Source organism: uncultured Thomasclavelia sp. (genome assembly GCF_944324745.1).
GTDB lineage: Bacteria > Bacillota_I > Bacilli_A > Erysipelotrichales > Coprobacillaceae > Thomasclavelia.
In genome coordinates this window covers 18,052-37,567 of record NZ_CALUXO010000042.1, presented here as the reverse complement: position 1 = coordinate 37,567, position 19,516 = coordinate 18,052, and the positions used below count along the sequence as shown (strand labels likewise).

Sequence of the window (19,516 nt, the reverse complement as noted above, 5' to 3'; positions counted from 1 at the left end):
AGGTCAAAGTGGTATTTGGGGTGGTGAATGGTCTTATGAATTAACTTTAAATCCAAATACTGGATATTATGAAATTAGTCTTCCAATGATTAGTGGTGCACATTATTACTATTACACAGTAAATTATGGTGATCATCAATCAATTCAAATTGATGATCCTGCTAACTTGTCACCTTGTCGTGATAATGAAGCTAATAGTAATTCAGCTACTAGTGATATTACTCATAGTATTGTTTATGGAAAATGGGATCCAGTAAAACAATCAGAATCTCCAAATTTAGACTATGTAACACCATATGAAGGTGAAAATAAAGGTACGCTTGAATATGTAGAATATGCTGGTTCTTTAGCTGAAGACCAAGATTTAGGTATTTATTTACCTGCAAATTATGATCCAAATCGTGAAGAACCTTATAAAGTTATTTATTTAACTCATGGTGCTGGTGGTAATGAAACTTATTGGTTCTCGCAACCTCAAGCAACAAATATTATGGATCATGTAATTGCTGAAAATCCTGAACAAGAAGCAATTGTAGTCGGTATGGATAATACATTATACAATTGGAATTATGAACAAATTGCTGATAACGTTGTTAATTATATCATTCCATATATCGAAGCTAATTATAATGTATCAACTGATCCAGATGATCGGGCATTTGCAGGATTCTCTATGGGAGCAATGACAACTACTTATATGGCATTCCATCATGCCGATAGTTTTGGATATTTTGGAATTTTCTCAGGATGTAACATTGGAAATGCTACATTTGCTGATGGATTTGAATATGATAGCTCAAGATTCTACGATGATGATGCCGCTGAATACTTACAAGAAGTATATGAAAATATCGTAGCTTCTGATGATTTATTAAATTCAGTAGTCTTTACAATGGCTGGTGATGCGGATACAGCAGTCTTTGCTAATGGATTTGGATATTACGGTGCTTATGAAACAATTCGTGACTGGTGTGCCATGTATATGCCAGAAGATAATTTCATTGATGGTGGTTTAGTTCATGGTTCTCATGATATTTATACTTGGGGACAATGTTTATATACATTTGCTAAAGATGTGTGCTGGTCAAAAGATAGGGAACCAGTAACTCCTGAAGATCCTGGAGATATAGATACACCAGATAATCCAGGTGATCAAAACAATCCAGATACTCCAGATGTACCTGACACACCAACAACTCCAAGTCAACCAGGACAAAGTGGACAAGTAAGTGTAGCAACCGGAACAACAACTGGTAATCAAAGTGCTGTAAAAACTGGTGATGATGTAAATTATCCATTATATGCAACTATGGCCGGTATCGCTATTGTCGGAATTTTAGTAAGTTTAAAAAAGAAAAAAGTATTTTAATATTAATTAATGTTTAGGAGCGATAGAATATATCGCTCTTTTTTGATAAAAGAAATAGTTAATTTGATAAAATTGGATTATAATTAAAATAACTATAAGAAAGGATGATCATGGTGGAATTTAGAGTGTTACAGTATTTTCTGGCAATAGCTAGAGAAGAGACTATATCCGGAGCTGCTGAGGTCTTGCATATAACGCAACCTACTTTGTCAAGACAGATGAAGGATCTAGAAGAAGAAATTGGTAAACAGTTATTTATTAGAGGAAATAAGAAGATTACTTTAACTGAAGAAGGGATCTTATTGAGGCAAAGAGCTGAAGAAATAGTTAATCTAGTTAATAAAACTGAACATGAATTAATGACGATGGATTCGGTTTTAGCAGGAAATATTTATCTTGGAGCTGGTGAATGTCAAACATTGCGAATAATTACTAGTTCTATGAAAAAAATGCAACAACTGCATCCAGCCGTAAAGTTTAATATACATAGTGGTAATGGTCCGGATATTATTGATAAAATTGAAAATGGCTTAATCGATTTCGGAGTATTGACGGAACATCCTAAATTATATAATTATAATCATCTATTATTGCCTATAAGTCATCATTGGGGTGTTTTAATGCGCAAAGATGATAAATGGGCTGATAAAGAAGCTATTTCTTTAGAAGATATTAAAGATAAACCATTGATTGTTTCTAAAGAGATTAATAATAATTCCCAATTAAGTGAATGGTTTAATAATGATATTGAGCATCTAAATATTGTTTCTACTTATAGTTTGTTATTTAATGCAACTTTGATGGTCGAAGATCAATTAGGGTATGCAATTTGTTTAGATAATTTGATTAATACTACTGGAGAGAGTCAGCTATGTTTTAGACCGTTAGTAGGGGCTAGAGAAGTTTCTTATTATTTTATTTGGAAAAAGTATCAAATCTTATCTAAAGCTTCACAGTATTTTTTAGATACTGTAAAAAAGACAATTGATGATTTTAAATAGTAGTTAATGAATTCCTATGCTTTTTTAGCATAGGTTTTCTTTTATTATAGGTATTTGATATTTAAATATTGGTCATTTAAAATAATAAATGTAATGACAATGTTAATAAATCAAATATGTTGCTAGGTATTTTAGATACTTGACTTAAAGTCTGCTTTAAGTTTTATAATAGCTTTAACCCTGTTTAAAGTGGATAATGGCAACAATTCGACAAGTTTGATCTAAAAACATTGCCTAAGCTTAAAAAGATGGAGATGGAAATATGGATGAAAATATTGACATTAAAGAATTGCAGCAGTGTTTAGATGAAATTGGATGTGATCATCAAATGATTACTGAAATAATAATGGGTTTAAATCAACACGATTATAAAAAAGTAGATGGACTTTTTTTAAAACAGTGTGGTCTTTTATTAGAAAGTATTCATAATAAACAGCATCAAATTGATCGTATTAATGCCATTATTAATAATTTGAAATAAAAAAGCAGGGGGTAGATGATGAAAAATATTTTAGTTGTGGTAGGAGCTGGAAATAAAAACGGAAATACTAATTTGTTGTGTGATTCTTTTATTCAAGGAGCCAAAGATGCTAATCATCATGTAACTAAAATTAATCTAGATGGTAGAATCATGGGTTGTCGTGGCTGTGGAGCTTGTCAAATTAATGGTGGTAGTTGTGTGATTCAAGATGATATGCAGGAATATTATCCGATGTTTGCTAAGGCTGATATCATTGTTTTGGCTTCACCATTATATTTTTGGAGCATATCAGGAAGATTGAAATCATGGATCGATCGTCTTTATGCCATTTCAATTAATGATGAGTACCCATATCGAGAGACCATGTTATTAATGACAGCAGGAAGTGATGATTTCTATGCTTTTGAACAAGCAGTATCTTTTTATCGCTTTTTTACAAGAGCCTTGGGCTGGAAAGATAGAGGAATGGTTTTAGCTGGTGGCTGTCGTAGTGAAAAGGAAAAATATGTACCACAGAGTTATATTCAAGAAGCCTATCAGTTAGGAAAAAATCTTTGATTTTATGGAGGGAAAGGTAATGGACAAGAAACACAAAGATAAGTTACGGATAAAAAATAGAATCAATCAATTAAACCACTGTGATATTTTTATTAAGGGTTAAATGATTGAAGTTAAAATTAATGGATAAATTAGAAAGCTTAAAAAAGACTCTGAAAAATTATCAAAGAGTCGCAATTGCATATAGTGGTGGTTGTGATTCCCATTTTTTATACACCGTGGCAAAAGAAACCTTAGGTAAGGATAATGTTTTAGCAGTTTTATGTGTTGGTAAGATGATGTCATTAGAAGACATATCTAGTGCTAAAAGATTATTGAGTGATGGTTACTATGAAATAGTACCTATTGATGTTTTAAAAATTACAGCCTTTAAGCATAATCAAAAAGACCGCTGTTATCATTGTAAAAAAGCCATCATGTCTCAAGTGCTTGCTACAGCTAAAGTACATGGAATTGATATTGTTTTAGATGGAATGAATCATGATGATTTAGGAGTATATCGTCCGGGACGTAAGGCAGTAGCTGAATTAGGAATTTTGTCTCCTTTAAAAGAAATGTCAAAAGCCGAAATTAGAAATTATTCAAAGCAATTAGGAATTGAAACCTATAGTAAACCAGCAAATGCCTGTTTGGCCACTCGTTTTCCTTATGGAACTATATTAACTGAGGAAAAACTGGATCGAGTAGCTCAAGGTGAAGCTATTTTTCATCATTTAGGAATCCAGCATGTTCGACTTCGAGATCATGGGGATTTAGCACGGATTGAAGTGTCTAGAAATGACTTTGATCAAGTTGTTGCTAATCAAGAATTGGTTAGTCAATTAAAAAAATTAGGTTATAAGAATATAACATTAGATTTACAAGGAATAAAAAGCGGAAGCTTTGATTAAAAATATTTTTACTATTCCACCACAGGAAGTGGCTGAAGAGTTATAGAAATAACTGTGGAAAGGAAAATATGAATTCGATTTTATTAATGCATATGTCTGATGGGCTAGTATCCATCAACATCAGTCTTATTTTTACCATTATTGCTCTTTTGATGATGGGCTTTTCAATTAAACAACTTACAAAACAACAAGATATTAGTAAAATACCAATGATGGCGGTAATGGCCGCATTTGTTTTTGCGGGTCAAATGATTAACTTTACTATTCCTGGTACTGGAAGCAGTGGTCATCTAGGTGGCGCAATTTTATTATGTCTGATTTTAGGACCTTATGCAGGATTTCTTTCATTATGTACGGTTTTAATTATTCAATGTTTATTTTTTGGTGACGGGGGATTATTAGCATTAGGATGCAATATTTTTAATATGGGAGTTCTGCCTTGTTTTGTGGCTTATCCTCTAATTGCTAAACCATTATTGAAAATCCTAAACCGCCCAAGATTAATTTTAGCAAGCATTCTTACAGCTGTTATTGGATTAGAATTAGGAGCTTTAGCAGTAGTATTAGAAACCGTTGCCAGTGGTATTTCATCATTACCATTTACTTCTTTTGTAATCTTAATGTTGCCAATCCATTTAATAATTGGTTTAGTTGAAGGAATAATTACCGCTTTAGTAACCGGTTATGTTTATCAAGATAATCCAGGAATTATTAAAACGGCTTTAAGCAACCAAACATATCAGGGAATTGAATTAAAACGTCCATTATTAATATTAGCGCTTAGTGCTTTGTTAATTGGTGGCGGACTTTCACTTTATGCTTCTAGTAACCCTGATGGTTTAGAGTGGTCAATTTTAAATGTTACTGGTAATAGTGAAGTTGTAAGTACTGATGAAACAAAAGAACAGATAAGCAGTATTCAAGAAAATACCGCTATTTTACCAGATTATAATTTTAAAAACGCTGATGGACTTTTAGGAACTTCATTTTCTGGTGTCGTTGGGGTAGGACTAACATTTGTTATTGTTGGGGCTATCGGTTTAGCGATTTGTCATAAACGTCATGAAAAGAATAACTAAAGCTCTAATAGAAGTAAATCATTTAGAGCAATTAGTTAGTATTAATTCATGTATCCATCAGTTACATCCATTATTAAAAATGATCATGGCTTTAATGTTATTAGTGGGAATATTAACGGCTAATAATATTTTGGCATTATTAATTTATTGTTTAGTTATTTTAATTATTATTAAATTGGCTAAGCTGCCAGTTAAAAAGATTCTAACGAAGACATTAGTTGGATTGCCGTTTTCATTTTGTATTGGTTTATCTAATTTATTGTTAATGCAAAATCAGGTGAGTTTTTATGGAATTACCCTGACTAGTGGTTTTATTTCTTTTTTGATGATCATTTTAAAAACTACTTTGACTTTATCAGTAATCTTTAGCTTAATTGCCACAACAGGTTTTGATGTGATTGCTGGTGAATTGATTCATTTAAAAGTACCGGCAATTTTCGTTTTACAGCTATTGATGACTTATCGTTATATTTTTTTATTAGTAGAAGAAGCCAGTTCGATGTCACAAGCCTATCTGCTTAGAAATCCCAATCAAAAAGGGATTGCTATGAAAGATATGGGTTCTTTTCTAGGCAGCTTGTTAATTCGTAGTTTTCATCGATGCCAAGAAATTTATAAATGTATGGAAACTAGAGGGTTTAATGTCAATCGGGTCTATGTTAATTATCGTCCTTTGCAATTAGAAAATTATTTTATTTTAATGATTGCGGCTGGATTATTTTTAATTGTTAAGGTGGTGGGATTATGATTGAGATAAATAATTTAAAAGTTAGTTATAATTTAGATATTTTGGCTATAGATGACTTAAGTACAACGATAAGTGACGATCATTGCATTGGGATTATTGGCGAAAATGGTTCGGGTAAATCAACTTTACTTTCAGCCCTTATAGGTTTAGTTGATTATCAGGGTACAATTAAGGTTGCTGATTTAGAAGTGAAAGATCATCTAAATCAAGTGAGACAAAAAATCGGGTTTGTTTTTCAAAACTCTGATCATCAATTATTTATGGCTAATGTTTATCAAGATATAGCTTTTGGTTTGATTAATCAGGGGAAAGATAAATCAGAAATCGATAGAAGAATAAATGATATAGCTAAAACTCTCAATCTTCAAGATTTATTAGAACGTTCATCAAGTCATCTTTCAGGGGGACAAAAACGGATGGTAGCATTAGCAACCGTTTTAGTCATGCAGCCAGATATTTTATTATTAGATGAACCTTCGTCATATCTAGATCCTAAAAGTCGCCGAATAATAATAAATTTATTACAAAAATTAAAGCAGCAAATTATTTTCGCAACTCATGATTTAGATATGGCTTTAGATCTTTGTGATGAAGTTATTTTATTAAATCATGGAAAAATAAAAGCGTTTGGAAAGGCAAGGGAAATATTAACCGATGAACAATTATTACAAGAAAATGGGTTAGAACTTCCCTTTAGGTTACAAAAATGAAAGTGACAGAAATATTAAAACAAGTACAAGACAATCAAATATCAATTGAACAGGCACAAGAATTATTAGAAAATCCACTGGATTATGCTACGATTGATTTTAATCGTCAAAAAAGAACCGGGGTACCGGAAGTAATCTATGGTGAGTCTAAAACTAAGGAACAAATTGCCGGAATAATTAATAATATGTTAGACCATGATGTTTCTAATATCTTAGTTACCAGAGTTAGTCAGGAAAAATATCAGTATCTAAAACAATCTTTCCCATCTTTTGAATATGATCAAGATGCACGAACATTTTTATTGAATCAAAAACCTAATCCAATTAATAAAGGAAAGATTGTTGTTGTCTGTGCTGGAACTTCAGATTTGCCAGTCGCTAAAGAAGCTTATATCGTTGCCAGTTATTTAGGAAATGAAGTCGAACTGGTCTGTGATGTTGGGGTGGCTGGTTTGCATCGATTGTTTAATAAATTAGAAATCATTCAAGAAGCTAGTGTTCTTATTGTTGTTGCTGGAATGGAAGGTGCTTTAGCTTCGGTTGTCGGTGGTCTGGTTCACGCTCCGATTATTGCTGTACCTACTTCAGTTGGTTATGGAGCTAATTTTCAAGGATTGTCAGCTTTATTATCAATGTTAAACAGTTGTGCCAGTGGGGTAGCTGTTGTTAATATTGATAATGGATTTGGTGCTGGATATATGGCACATTCAATTAATAATTTGGGAGGAAAAAGATAATGAAAGTTTTATATTTTGATTGCAGCAGTGGAATAAGTGGTAATATGACCTTAGGTGCATTAAGTGAGTTGGTTGCTGAGCCCGATTTTTTACAACAGGAATTACAAAAATTAAATGTTCCTGGATATCATCTTCATATTTCAAAGACTAAGAAAAACGGCATTACTGGAACTTATGTTGATGTTCATTTAGAACATGAACATCATCACGACCATGATCATCACCACCATCATCACGATCATGGACATCATCATCGTAATTTAGCTGATGTCAATGCTATTATTGATCAGGCTCAAATTGATGAAGAAGCTAAAAGTTTGGCCAAACGCATTTTCTTACGAGTTGCTTTAGCTGAAAGTAAAGTTCACGATGAACCATTAGAAAATGTTCATTTTCATGAAGTAGGGGCCGTAGATTCAATTGTAGATATCATAGGAACGGCTATTTTAATTAGTAAAATTAAACCTGATAAAATAATTAGCAGTGTTGTAAATGATGGTTATGGATTTATAGAATGTGCCCATGGCTTAATTAGCGTACCAGTGCCAGCTACTTCAGAAATCTTTGCGGCCAGTGAAGTAAAGTTTAGACAGATTGACATCGATACCGAATTAGTAACCCCTACCGGAGCAGCAATTATTGCTGAATTAGCTCAATCTTTTGGTATTATGCCTGCAATGAAGGTGTCTAAGATTGGTTGGGGCTGTGGTAGTAAAGATCTAAAGATTCCAAATGTATTAAAAGTGTTACTGGGAACAATTGATGAACCCTCACTTTAATCATAATTATAATTAAAGGAGCTATTTATTAAAAATGGCTCTTTTTATTTAATGAATGATTGTAATCATTGACATTACAATTAAAACCGAATAAAATAAGGCCAGGAGGAGTGATGTTATGCAAATTTCCAGTCGTTTTACAATTGCAGTACATATTTTTGCTTGTATCGATACTTTTGGCAAGGATCATAAAATTACCAGTGATTTTTTAGCTGACAGCATTAATGTCAATCCAGTCATTATCCGTAAGATCTTATCTTCATTAAAGAAAAATAATTTAATTAATGTTCAGCGGGGAACTGGTGGTACAACGATTGCTAAAGAATTAGATCAAATTAATTTATTGGATATTTTTAGAGCTGTTGATAGTATTGATAATAATCAGTTATTTCATTTCCATGAAAATCCTAACACCAATTGTCCAGTTGGTAAAAACATCCATAATATTCTTGATGATAAATTGTCTAGAGTTCAAAAAGCAATGGAAGATGAATTAGCTTCAATTACATTAAAAGAAGTATTAGATGATACAAGATATTATGTGGCAAATAATCAATAAAATAATCAGATTATTTTTTCTATAAAAAAGGTTATCTCTAAAGCTGGAGATAACCTTTTGTTTGAATATTGTTTAATTGTTGTTTGTAAAAGACACCGACTACAACAACTATATTGTAAGTTATAAAAGTTATTTTGTAAATTGCAAAAGTATACGATGGTGATAATGATAAACAAATTGTTGTGATAAATAACTTGTTTTAGTTTGATATTATTTAGGGGATTACAAAATGTAAAATATTTTAATTTTTCATAAAAATACCCAAAATATGGTAGAATTATCTGGTTATTATTGGGAATTTATTGTGTTACTATCATATTTTTTTGGTAAAAAACAGAAATAATTTGGAAAAGATTAGACAAAATAAGTGGTGTTTGTTACAATGAATTAGGTTATCATATATGTTTGAGAATTGGCTCAAATGTTTCTACCCTGTTACCGTAAATAACGGGACTATGATAGATGCTTTTTCGTGTCTATCAGTATTGATAGACTTTTTTAATTGAGGAGGGATGGTAGTGAAAAAAAGGATTCATTATTTGCTTTTGGTTCCTGGTTTGGTTTTATTGATTGTCTTTTTGGTAATGCCACTAGTACAAATTATTTTTCCAACCTTGTTTCCAGATGGAAGTGGTTTTACTTTCGAGCATTATTTGAATTTCTTTAAAGATGAATATTATATGACAATTTTTATTAGAACAGTAAAGATTGCTTTAATATCATCAGTTGTTTGTATGATTTTAGGAGTACCAACAGCTTATTTTATTTCACGATGTGATAAAAAATGGCGGGGAATTTTAATGGCTATTTCTATTTTCCCAATGCTGACTAACTCAGTTGTTCGTAGTTTTGCCTGGATCAATATTTTAGGACGTAATGGAATCATTAATAATCTATTGATGTCTTTAGGGGTAATTAAAGAACCGATGACATTATTGTATACTGAGTTTTCAGTACTGATTGGTACCATTTATTTATTTTTACCACTAATGATCGTTACTTTAGTTGGGGTTATGGAAAATATTGATAACGATATGATGGAAGCGGCTGAAAGTTTAGGCGCAAATCGAGTTAAAGCGTTTTTAAAAGTCGTTTTACCATTAAGTGTTCCTGGTATTATTGTTGGTTGTGTATTAGTTTTTACTGGTTCATTAAGTGCTTATACAACACCACAATTATTAGGAGGACCAAAAAACTTAGTATTAGCAACTTTTATTTCGCAACAGGCTTTAAGTTTGAACAACTGGACAGCAGCCAGTGTCTTTGCCGTTATTATGATTATTACTACATTAATTGTAATGAAAGGTTTAAATGCCATTGCGGCTAAATTAGATAAAAGAGGTGAGGTTTAATGCGTAGACATAAGGGATTGATGATTATTGCAATATTAGTTTTTGCCTTCTTATTTATTCCTCTTTTCATTATTGCTGTAACGGCTTTTGGAACTGAAAACACAATTACTTTTCCAATTGATGGTTTTACATTAAAATGGTTTGCGAATGTTTTTTCTTCCAGCAGTTTTATGGATTCTTTAGCCTTGAGTGCTAAATTGGCTTTATTAGCAACAATTTTGGCATTATTAGTAGGGGTACCAGCTGCTTATGCGATGGCTCGATATAGCGTAATTGGTAAAAAATTTTTAAAAAGTTTCTTTTTATCACCTACGATTATCCCAGGTATTGTAGTTGGGTATGCTTTATATCAGAGTTTAATTTTAAGTATGGGATTACCGGTATTTGAAAGTTTATTATTAGGGCACTTTTTAGTTGTTTTGCCTTATGTAATTCGAATCGTTGGTTCTTCATTAGATCAATTTGATTTTGCAATTGAAGAAGCCGCAATCAGTTTAGGATGTAAAAAAGGTCAAGCATTCTTTAAAGTTGTTTTACCTAATATTACATCAGGGATTAGTGCTGCTTTTATGTTATCATTCATCAATTCATTTAATAATATTCCAGTTTCAATATTTTTAACTGGTCCTGGTATTACTACACTACCAACAACTTTAATGAATTATATTGAATATAATTATGATCCAACAGTTTCTGCTGTTTCAGTATTGTTAATGTTTGCGACAATTGTCATCATGTTTATTGTTGAAAAGACATTAGGTATTTCAGCACTGGCAAAATAGGAGGAAAATATGGCGTTTTTAAGTTTAAAAGATATAGCAGTAGCATACAATAAAAAGGATTATATCTTACAAGGATTAAATCTTGATATTGAAAAAGGTGAATTGGTTTCTTTACTGGGGCCAAGTGGTTGTGGAAAAACGACAACCCTTCGTGTAATTGCCGGATTCATCGAACCACAAAAAGGGCAATTTGTTTTAGATGGTGATGAAATGACTAAAGTCCCGGTACATAAACGTAATTTTGGTTTAGTATTCCAAAGTTATGCGCTATTTCCCCATTTAACTGTTAAAGAAAATATTGCTTTTGGTTTAAAAATGAGAAAGATGGATAAAACACAAATGGAAGCTAAAATTAATGAAGTAGTTGAAATTTGTGATTTAACAGAATATGTTGATCGTTTACCAAAACAATTATCAGGGGGACAAAGACAAAGAGTTGCTTTAGCAAGAGCTTTAGTTATCGAACCTAAATTGTTACTTTTAGATGAACCATTGAGTAATTTGGATGCAAAATTAAGAATTCAAATGCGTGTTGAAATTAAGAGATTACAAAAAAGATTAGGAATTACTACTGTTTTTGTAACTCATGATCAAGAAGAATGTTTCTCAATTTCTGATAAAGTAGCAGTTATGAATAATGGAGTAATTGAACAATATGATACTCCTGAAAATATTTATTCAAGACCAAAAACAGAATTTGTTGCCCGATTCATTGGGTTTGAAAACTTTATTGATTTAAAGAAAATTGATAATAATCGTTATCAAAATATTAGTGATCAAATTTTTCATGTAGACAATGATGGTGATTTCAAAACATGTAAAGGAACGATTCGTCCTGATGATATTGAAATCATTACATCTGCTGATAAATATAATAATGTTGTTGCCGGGCAAGTAAGTGTGAGAACTTTTCTAGGAAAGAGTTACCAATATGAAGTTGATACTCCAATTGGTAAAATTGTAGTTAACAGTGATAGTGAAACTGTTTATAAACAAGGTGATAACATTATGATGCATCTACCAGCAAGCAAAATTGTCTTAGTATAGAAAGGAAGGAAAAAAGTGAAAAAAGTATTAGCATGTCTTATGGCTGGAGCACTATTTTTAGTTGGATGTTCTAGTAACAGCTCTAGCAGCAATTCAAATGAATTAGTTATTTCAACATGGGGATTAAATGCCGATATTATTAGAGAAGATGTTTATGCTCCATTTGAAGAAGAAAATGATTGTACAATCGTAACTGATGAAGGTGGAACTTCCGATCGTTACACAAAATTTTCAAACAATCCTGATGCCAGCATCGATATTATCGAATTATCTCAAGCTGAAGCTCAAAAAGGTTATGCTGCCGATTTATTCGAAAAATTAGATTACAGCAAAATCGAAAATGCTTCTGATTTAATTGATGCTGCAATGCAATTAAGAGATGAAAATGGTTATGGTGTGCCATATACATTAAATAGTATTGGTATCATCTATGATCCTGATCAAGTTGGTTTTGAAATTACAGAATGGAATGATTTATGGGACAGCCGTCTTCAAGGAAAAATTTCTATTCCTGAAATTACTACAACTTTTGGACCAGCAATGGTACATATAGCTAGTGATTATAAAGGTGTTGATATTAAATCAGATGATGGTGCTGCTGCTTTTGAAGCCCTTGCTGAATTAAAACCAAACATCGTTAAAACATATTCTAAATCTTCTGACTTAACAAATATGTTTAGTGCTGGAGAAATTTCTGTTGCCGTAGTTGCTGATTATGGTGTTAGTCAAATTCAAAATGCTAATGAAAACTGCGTTTATGTAGTACCTGCTTCAGGAACATATGCTAACTTTAATACAATTGAAGTAAATAAAAATTCTGAAAATAAAGAACTTGCATATAAATATATTTCTTGGCGTTTAAGTGCTGATTTACAATACAAAGATGCTGTATCTGATTTAAATGAAGCACCTACAAACAAAAATGTTGTTTTAACAGAAGAAGAAGCTAAAAACAAAACTTATGGTGACATCGCTGATCGTGCTAAAGTTATTGATTTTACATTTGTTAACCCATTATTAGAAAGCTGGGTTGATCAATGGACTCGTATTTTAAATAGCTAAGCGGAGGTCTTGTTATGATTAATCAACTCATAAAAAATGTTCATGTTTATAATACGTTTATTCAAACTTTTGAAACTAAAAATGTTTATGTTCATAATGGTAAATTTTATTACATCAGTGATGATTTGCCATTAGAAGCTGATGAAGTAATTGATGGTAATGGTAAATACATGATTCCTGGGTTGATTGATATCCATATGCATATAGAAAGTTCAATGACAGTTCCTAGTGAGTTTTCACAAGCCGTATTACCTCATGGGGTCACAACCGTGGTTGCTGACCCTCATGAGATTGCCAATGTCTTTGGAATTAGGGGAATTGAAGCAACGATATCCAATGAAACAACATTGGATATTTTTTATGGAATTCCATCTTCAGTTCCTTCAACTAATAGTACGCTGGAAACTACGGGTGGTGTCATTGATGTTGCGGATGTCAAACAGTTATTGAAAAATCCTAAAATCATGTGTTTAGGAGAAGTAATGAATTTTAAGGATTTAATCGGTGGTGATGAAACTTTAATTAATCAAATTATTAAAGCCTGTCATGAATCTAGATGGCAACTGCCAATAGAAGGACATTGTCCTAGAATTAGTGGTTTAGATTTGGCTAAATATATCTATCAGGGAGTTGATGCTGATCATACGCATCAAACTCCCGAATCAATCGTTGAAAAGATTAAAAACGGGATGTTTTTGGAAATTCAAAGAAAGTCAATTAATCAAGCTACTATTGATACTTTAGTTAAAAATAACTTTTATGAATACTTTGCTTTTGTTACTGATGATGTCATGGCCGATCAATTACAGCAGGGACATTTGAATTTATTAGTAAAATTAGCGCATGATTTAAATATGCCAATTGAAAAAGCCATCTACTGTGCCACTTATACCCCAGCACGGAGAATGCATATGAACGATCGGGGATGTATCGCTCCTGGAAAACAGGCTGATTATGTCTTATTAGATGATTTAGATAATTTTGTAATTTCTAGTGTCTATAAAAAAGGAAAGTGTGTTTTTGATCGGCAACGAAAGATTCAAATAAAAGATCAGCCACCAGTATTTCCAGAAGATTTTTATCATTCATTACACGCTAAAATGGCAACACCACAAGATTTTATGATTAAAAGTAATCAAAAAGAAGTAACTTGTCATGTAATGGAAATCGAACCCCATTCGACTTTTACCAAACATTTAAAAATGACATTACCGGTTAAAGATGGTTATGTTGATTATCAAAGTGCTGGATTATCACTATTGACAGTTTTTGAAAGATATCAAAAAAATGGGCATATTGTTCATGCTTTGGTTAAAAATGCTTTTACACAAGCTGGCGCAATAGCTACCAGCTGGGCTCATGATCATCATAATATCATGATTTTAGGAAATGATATCGACGATATGGTAATGGCTCAGCAACAATTACTGAAACAACAAGGTGGTTATCTAGTAGTTAGAAATAAAGAAGTTGTTGCCAATACCCCATTAAAAATTGGTGGTATTATTTCTGACGAACCAATTGAAAAATTAGCAGCTTCATTATCTAAGGTTAGAAAGGAAATGGCAGCATTAGGTTATCACCATGATAATGCTATCATGTCTTTATCAACTTTATCATTACCAGTTTCACCAGAGTTAAAAGTTACAGATTTTGGTTTATTAGATACTCATAATCAAACAATTATCCCATTAATGGAGGCAGAAAATGATCACACTAATTAAAAATGTCAATATTCTAACGATGAATCAAAATTTTGATGTTATTGAAAATGGGGAAGTAGTGATTGAAGATGATACTATTGTTGCAGTTGGTCATCATTGCAGTCATAATTATCAATTAGATCAGGTTATTGATGGAAATAATGGAATTTTAATGCCTGGCATGATCAATGGACATAGTCATTTAGGAATGATTCCTTTTCGGGGATTAGGCGATGATTGCGTTGATCGTTTAAGAAGATTTTTATTTCCATTAGAAATTGAATGCATGGATAAAGAATTAGTATATCACAGCTCCCGATATGCGATGGCAGAAATGCTGCTTGCCGGGATCACTACCTTTGTCGATATGTATTATTTTGAAGATGAAGTAGCTCGAGCCGGTGATGAGATGAATATGCGTGGTTTCGTTGGGGAAACGATTGTTAATTTTCCAAGTTGTGATAGTCCTAGTGAATATGGTGGTTTAGATTATTGTCGCTGGTTTATTCCTAAATGGAAGAATCATCCCTTGTTAGTGCCATTTGTTGCTCCTCATGCTACTAATACCAATGATCTAGAACATTTAAAGCAGGCTCATCAGTTAGCTGTTGAATACGATGTTCCTTTTTCTTTACATGTCAGTGAAATGGATTATGAAATGGATTATTTTAAAAAAGAATATCAGATGACCCCCGTCGAATTTTTGAATCACTATCAAATGATGGATGAACATCTTCTAGCTGCTCATTGTATTAATTTAAATCAACATGATATTCAATTATTTAAACAAAATAATAGTGCTATTGTTCATTGTCTAGTAGCTAATTTAAAGGCAGCTAAAGGAGCAATGCCTTTAAAAGAAGTATTAGAACAAGATGTTCCAGTTGCCTTAGGAACTGATGGACCATCTAGCGGTAATACTTTAGAACTATTTACACTAATGAAAATGATTGCCTGTGTGCATAAAACTAAAAACCATGATCGTAGTCTTTTTCCAGCTCGAGATATTGTAGCTCTAGCTACAATTAAAGGGGCTAAAGCTTTACGGATCGATCATTTAGTTGGTTCAATTGAAGTAGGTAAAAAAGCGGATATTACGATTTTAGAAACTCAATCAGCTAATATGTATCCATTGCATGATTTTTATTCAGCAATTGTTTATAGCGCTAATGCTTCTAATGTTGATACAGTATTTGTTAATGGTAAATGTCTGGTTTTAAATAAACAGTTACAACAGGTTTCATTATCAACTTTAAGAGAAAATTTAAAAAGGGCTTCTAAAACCTTCAATCAGACGGCTTTAGAATATGCTGATAAGAAATTAGATTAAGTCAGTTTTTGTTAACTGACTTTTATTTAGCTTTAAAAAAACAGTCATTGATAATTTCCTTTATTATATGAGTGTTTTTTTATTTTATTATTAATATTAAGCTAATGTTAATATTTGGTTAATTTATAGTAACGATATTTACACTTATCTTAATTTTATGTAAAATTAATGTGAAATTTTGATAAAAAATGAAGATAAAAGCAGTTATTTTTATCAAAAGGATTTATTTATATGATGTGGAAGTATATGTAAAAGTTTTAAGCTAGCAGTCTTTTTCATTGCTTCATTAGAGCTTAAATTCATAACTATAAGGCTTTGGTAAAATAACTAGCAGTTCATTTAATTGAAATTTAAAGATTAGACTAAAATAGAAAAGGAGTATCTATGACTAATATAATTAACCAGGAGGTTATTACTGCTTTAGGAATTGTTTTAGGTGGTATTGCCTTGTTTATTTATGGAATTGACCAGATGAGTGATGGTTTAAAAAGTATGGCTGGTAATCATATTCGGGAATATATTGAAAAATATACCAGAAATCTATTTATGGCCGTTACGGTGGGAACGATTATCACAGCTTTATTAAATTCATCTACTGCTGTTACCGTTATTTCAATTAGTTTAGTCCGAGCGGGTTTAATGAAACTGGAACAGGCTATTGGAATTACTATTGGCGCTAATATTGGAACCTGTGTTACCTCAATTATGATTGGATTGAATATTGAACAGTTTGCCTACTATTTTGTCTTTGTAGGAATAGCACTGATGTTTTTAGGAAAGAAAAAAACGCTTGTTTATTTAGGAAAAACGTTATTTGGTTTTGGATTATTGTTTGCAGGACTAGAAATCATGAGTACCCAATTAGTTCATATTGCTGATCAGCCATGGTTTACTGATTTAATGATGATTTTAGGACGTTATCCTTGGCTAGCTTTAGTTGGTGGTACGGTAGCTACGGCTATTTTACAGTCATCAGCGGCTTTAATCGGGATTGTTCAAAAGTTATATACAACTGGAGCAATTGCTCCAGCAGCAGGGGCAGCGTTTATTTTTGGAGCTAACGTTGGAACTTGTTTAACAGCTATTGTTGCTGGTGCTGGTGGTTCGGTTTCTACTCGAAGAGCAGCCTGGTTCCATGCCGTTTATAATATTGTTGGAGCCTTGATTGGTATGGTTATCTTAACACCGTTTATTATGTTCACTGATTTTGTTAATAGTATGATTCAAGGTGGACCAGAAATGTGGATTGCCCAGGCGCATTTAATTTTCAATATTGGTTCAACGATTTTGATTTTCCCATTTGTTAATCAAAGTGTTAAGTTATTGAAATTCTTTATTCCTGGAGAAGATAAACAAGGAACTAGAATTGAAACAATTGATGAATTAGATTACTCATTAATTGAACAATTTCCAGCTGCGGCTTTAGAAGTTGCCAAGAAAAATACTGTTAGAATGGGTCGCAATGTAATTGAAAATGTTAAATTGACTCAAACATATATGACTTCTAGAGAACAAGAGGATTTCGATGAAATTATGGAAGTTGAAGCTGTTATTAATAAATATGATACGATTTTATCAAAGTACTTAGCTAAAATTGTTCAGCAGCAAACTTTAGGACAAGATCAGACAGTTGAATATTCTAAGAACTTCCAGATAATTAAAAATATTGAAAGAATCTCAGATATATGTGTTAACTTAGCCAATTTCTATCGGATGGCTTTTGAAGAAGAAGAAAAATTCTCGGATATTGAAAGAAATGAATTAGATTCCATCTATGATAAATTATTAGAAATGTTAAAACTGACATTTGAATTCTATGATAATAGTGATAGTGATAATGATACGTTAATGAAGATCAATGAATTAGAAAAAAATATTAATGATTTAGAGCGTACTTATCGTGATAATCACTTTGCTCGAATTTGTAATAAAATTGATGATCATAATCAAATTATTTACTCTACTTATATTGATATGTTATCAAACTTAGAGCGAATTGGTGATCATACTTTAAATATTGCTAATGGAACTATTACTAATCAAAAAAATCATGATGAAAAATATTTGGTTTTAGAATAGATCAGCAAAAGCTGGTCTATTTTTTTATCTTTTAATGTAACTATTGACATTACAATTGGATGGTAGTATATTATTAATGTAATAATAACAGTTACATCAAGGAGGGGGGCATCATGAACGAAAAACTATGGACTAAAAAATATCTTTTTTCCCTGTTATTAGTATTTGGGGTAAATATGGGCTATGTTTTATTGAACTCAGTTATGGCTATTTATGGAACAGTGTTAACTTCATCAAGCGTTATCGGTGGTTATATGATTACTGCATTTACCATTGCTGCACTAGTTGCACGAGTTTTTATTAAAAAATTGAATGAAAAGTTTAATAATAAGACACTATTAATTTCTGGTTTGGTTTTAACGGTTATTGCCGCTGCCGGCTATTGTAAAGCAGGTGAAATTATTAGTTTTATCTTATTTAGAATTTTGCATGGATTTGGTTTTGGAATTAGTTTAACTTGTGCAACAGCTATTTCTAATGAATATGTTCCAGCTTCAAGGCTTAGTGAAGGGGTTGGTTTTACTTCTTCAGCAAATACTATTGCCAATGCCATTAGTCCTACAATAGCTTTACAAATATTAGGACAGGACTATAGTAACTTTTTAACATTATTTATTGTCTTGTTTGTTATTTCGATGACAATTCTAACTTTATCATTTTTATTAAAAAACAATAATCAATTAGCTACTGCTAATAAGAAGCAGCAGTCATATCGGGAAATTATTATTGCCAGTGTCTTTTTTCTAGGAACTTTATCTCAAGGAGATGTTAATAGTTTTTTAACATCTTTTGCTCGTATTTTAGATTTAGGTAATATTGGATTATTTTTTACCATTACGGCAATCGTAACTTTTTTTCCCGATTTTTCTCTCGTAAAGTGCAAAACTGGTTAGGCATTAGAAAACTTAGTTTGATTTTAACATTGGTACTGGCAGTTAGCATTTTTAGCATCGCTTTAGTTCAAACAAAGTTACAGTTATATTTATTGGCAATTCCATATGGTTTAGCTTCAGGAATTTTATTTCCAATCTTTAATTTCAGAATTATTCAGACTGTTTTACCATCACAATTTGCCTTTGCGACTTCTATCTACTATTGTGGGGTTGATATTGGTTATGGTGTTGGAGCTGTAGTTTGGGGCTATGTTGGTCAATATTTAGGGTATCAAGCAATCTTTTACTTAGCCGCAATCACTTTGATAATTATGTTATTAGCCGATCAGTTTATTTATCAAAAGTTTAAAATTTAAT

At 31.8% G+C, this 19,516-nt stretch carries 20 protein-coding genes and 1 riboswitch; all 20 genes read left to right on the top strand.

Features of this window, described 5'->3' with window-relative positions:
- On the top strand, window positions 1-1,369 hold a 1,369-nt coding region (locus tag Q0K54_RS04675; protein ID WP_294578698.1), incomplete at its 5' end, for an esterase family protein.
- Window positions 1,370-1,479: 110 nt separating this feature from the next.
- Window positions 1,480-2,370 carry a LysR family transcriptional regulator gene (locus Q0K54_RS04670; RefSeq protein ID WP_374011448.1) on the top strand — a complete coding sequence of 297 codons (891 nt, stop codon included), beginning with the start codon at window positions 1,480-1,482 and terminating at the stop codon, window positions 2,368-2,370.
- Window positions 2,371-2,632: 262 nt separating this feature from the next.
- The gene (locus Q0K54_RS04665; RefSeq protein ID WP_294578696.1) at window positions 2,633-2,851 is read left to right on the top strand and encodes a hypothetical protein; all 219 of its coding nucleotides are present in this window, start codon (window positions 2,633-2,635) and stop codon (window positions 2,849-2,851) included.
- Between the two features lie 18 nt (window positions 2,852-2,869).
- The gene (locus Q0K54_RS04660) at window positions 2,870-3,409 is read left to right on the top strand and encodes a flavodoxin family protein (RefSeq protein WP_294578695.1); all 540 of its coding nucleotides are present in this window, start codon (window positions 2,870-2,872) and stop codon (window positions 3,407-3,409) included.
- A 107-nt stretch (window positions 3,410-3,516) separates the two neighbouring features.
- A complete protein-coding gene (gene larE / locus Q0K54_RS04655) occupies window positions 3,517-4,299 on the top strand; it encodes an ATP-dependent sacrificial sulfur transferase LarE (RefSeq protein ID WP_294578694.1) in 783 nt (260 codons plus the stop codon).
- 68 nt (window positions 4,300-4,367) lie between these two features.
- A complete protein-coding gene (locus Q0K54_RS04650) occupies window positions 4,368-5,378 on the top strand; it encodes an energy-coupling factor ABC transporter permease (RefSeq protein ID WP_294578693.1) in 1,011 nt (336 codons plus the stop codon).
- Window positions 5,362-6,126, top strand: a complete 765-nt coding sequence (gene cbiQ, locus Q0K54_RS04645; RefSeq protein ID WP_294578692.1) for a cobalt ECF transporter T component CbiQ — start codon at window positions 5,362-5,364, stop codon at window positions 6,124-6,126. Before Q0K54_RS04650 ends, cbiQ begins: the two co-directional genes overlap by 17 nt.
- Window positions 6,123-6,836 (top strand): energy-coupling factor ABC transporter ATP-binding protein, encoded by a 714-nt coding sequence (locus tag Q0K54_RS04640; RefSeq protein ID WP_294578691.1) that lies wholly within the window; start codon window positions 6,123-6,125, stop codon window positions 6,834-6,836. The genes cbiQ and Q0K54_RS04640 overlap by 4 nt, the downstream gene beginning before the upstream one ends.
- Entirely contained in the window at window positions 6,833-7,573 is a 741-nt protein-coding gene (gene larB, locus Q0K54_RS04635; RefSeq protein ID WP_294578690.1) for a nickel pincer cofactor biosynthesis protein LarB, read from the top strand. Before Q0K54_RS04640 ends, larB begins: the two co-directional genes overlap by 4 nt.
- Entirely contained in the window at window positions 7,573-8,352 is a 780-nt protein-coding gene (locus Q0K54_RS04630) for a LarC family nickel insertion protein (RefSeq protein WP_294578689.1), read from the top strand. The genes larB and Q0K54_RS04630 overlap by 1 nt, the downstream gene beginning before the upstream one ends.
- 118 nt (window positions 8,353-8,470) lie before the next feature.
- Window positions 8,471-8,911, top strand: coding sequence for an Rrf2 family transcriptional regulator (locus Q0K54_RS04625; RefSeq protein ID WP_294578688.1), 441 nt, complete (start codon window positions 8,471-8,473; stop codon window positions 8,909-8,911).
- Between the two features lie 375 nt (window positions 8,912-9,286).
- A riboswitch (purine riboswitch) is annotated at window positions 9,287-9,387 on the top strand.
- A 36-nt stretch (window positions 9,388-9,423) separates the two neighbouring features.
- Window positions 9,424-10,263 (top strand): ABC transporter permease, encoded by an 840-nt coding sequence (locus tag Q0K54_RS04620; RefSeq protein ID WP_294578687.1) that lies wholly within the window; start codon window positions 9,424-9,426, stop codon window positions 10,261-10,263.
- A complete protein-coding gene (locus Q0K54_RS04615; RefSeq protein WP_294578686.1) occupies window positions 10,263-11,045 on the top strand; it encodes an ABC transporter permease in 783 nt (260 codons plus the stop codon). Before Q0K54_RS04620 ends, Q0K54_RS04615 begins: the two co-directional genes overlap by 1 nt.
- 9 nt (window positions 11,046-11,054) lie before the next feature.
- Entirely contained in the window at window positions 11,055-12,092 is a 1,038-nt protein-coding gene (locus Q0K54_RS04610; protein WP_294578685.1) for an ABC transporter ATP-binding protein, read from the top strand.
- A 15-nt stretch (window positions 12,093-12,107) separates the two neighbouring features.
- Window positions 12,108-13,154 carry an ABC transporter substrate-binding protein gene (locus Q0K54_RS04605; protein ID WP_294578684.1) on the top strand — a complete coding sequence of 349 codons (1,047 nt, stop codon included), beginning with the start codon at window positions 12,108-12,110 and terminating at the stop codon, window positions 13,152-13,154.
- 14 nt (window positions 13,155-13,168) lie between these two features.
- Complete coding sequence (locus Q0K54_RS04600; protein WP_294578683.1) at window positions 13,169-14,878, top strand: adenine deaminase C-terminal domain-containing protein; 1,710 nt, start codon at window positions 13,169-13,171, stop codon at window positions 14,876-14,878.
- Window positions 14,862-16,187, top strand: a complete 1,326-nt coding sequence (locus tag Q0K54_RS04595) for an amidohydrolase (RefSeq protein ID WP_294578682.1) — start codon at window positions 14,862-14,864, stop codon at window positions 16,185-16,187. Before Q0K54_RS04600 ends, Q0K54_RS04595 begins: the two co-directional genes overlap by 17 nt.
- Before the next feature lie 384 nt (window positions 16,188-16,571).
- Window positions 16,572-18,266: a Na/Pi cotransporter family protein gene (locus Q0K54_RS04590; protein WP_294578681.1), complete on the top strand. Its 1,695-nt coding sequence runs from the start codon at window positions 16,572-16,574 to the stop codon at window positions 18,264-18,266.
- Between the two features lie 113 nt (window positions 18,267-18,379).
- Window positions 18,380-19,159 (top strand): MFS transporter, encoded by a 780-nt coding sequence (locus tag Q0K54_RS04585; RefSeq protein WP_294578680.1) that lies wholly within the window; start codon window positions 18,380-18,382, stop codon window positions 19,157-19,159.
- 17 nt (window positions 19,160-19,176) lie between these two features.
- A complete protein-coding gene (locus tag Q0K54_RS04580; protein WP_294578679.1) occupies window positions 19,177-19,515 on the top strand; it encodes an MFS transporter in 339 nt (112 codons plus the stop codon).
- The last annotated feature ends 1 nt before the right edge of the window (window position 19,516 follow it).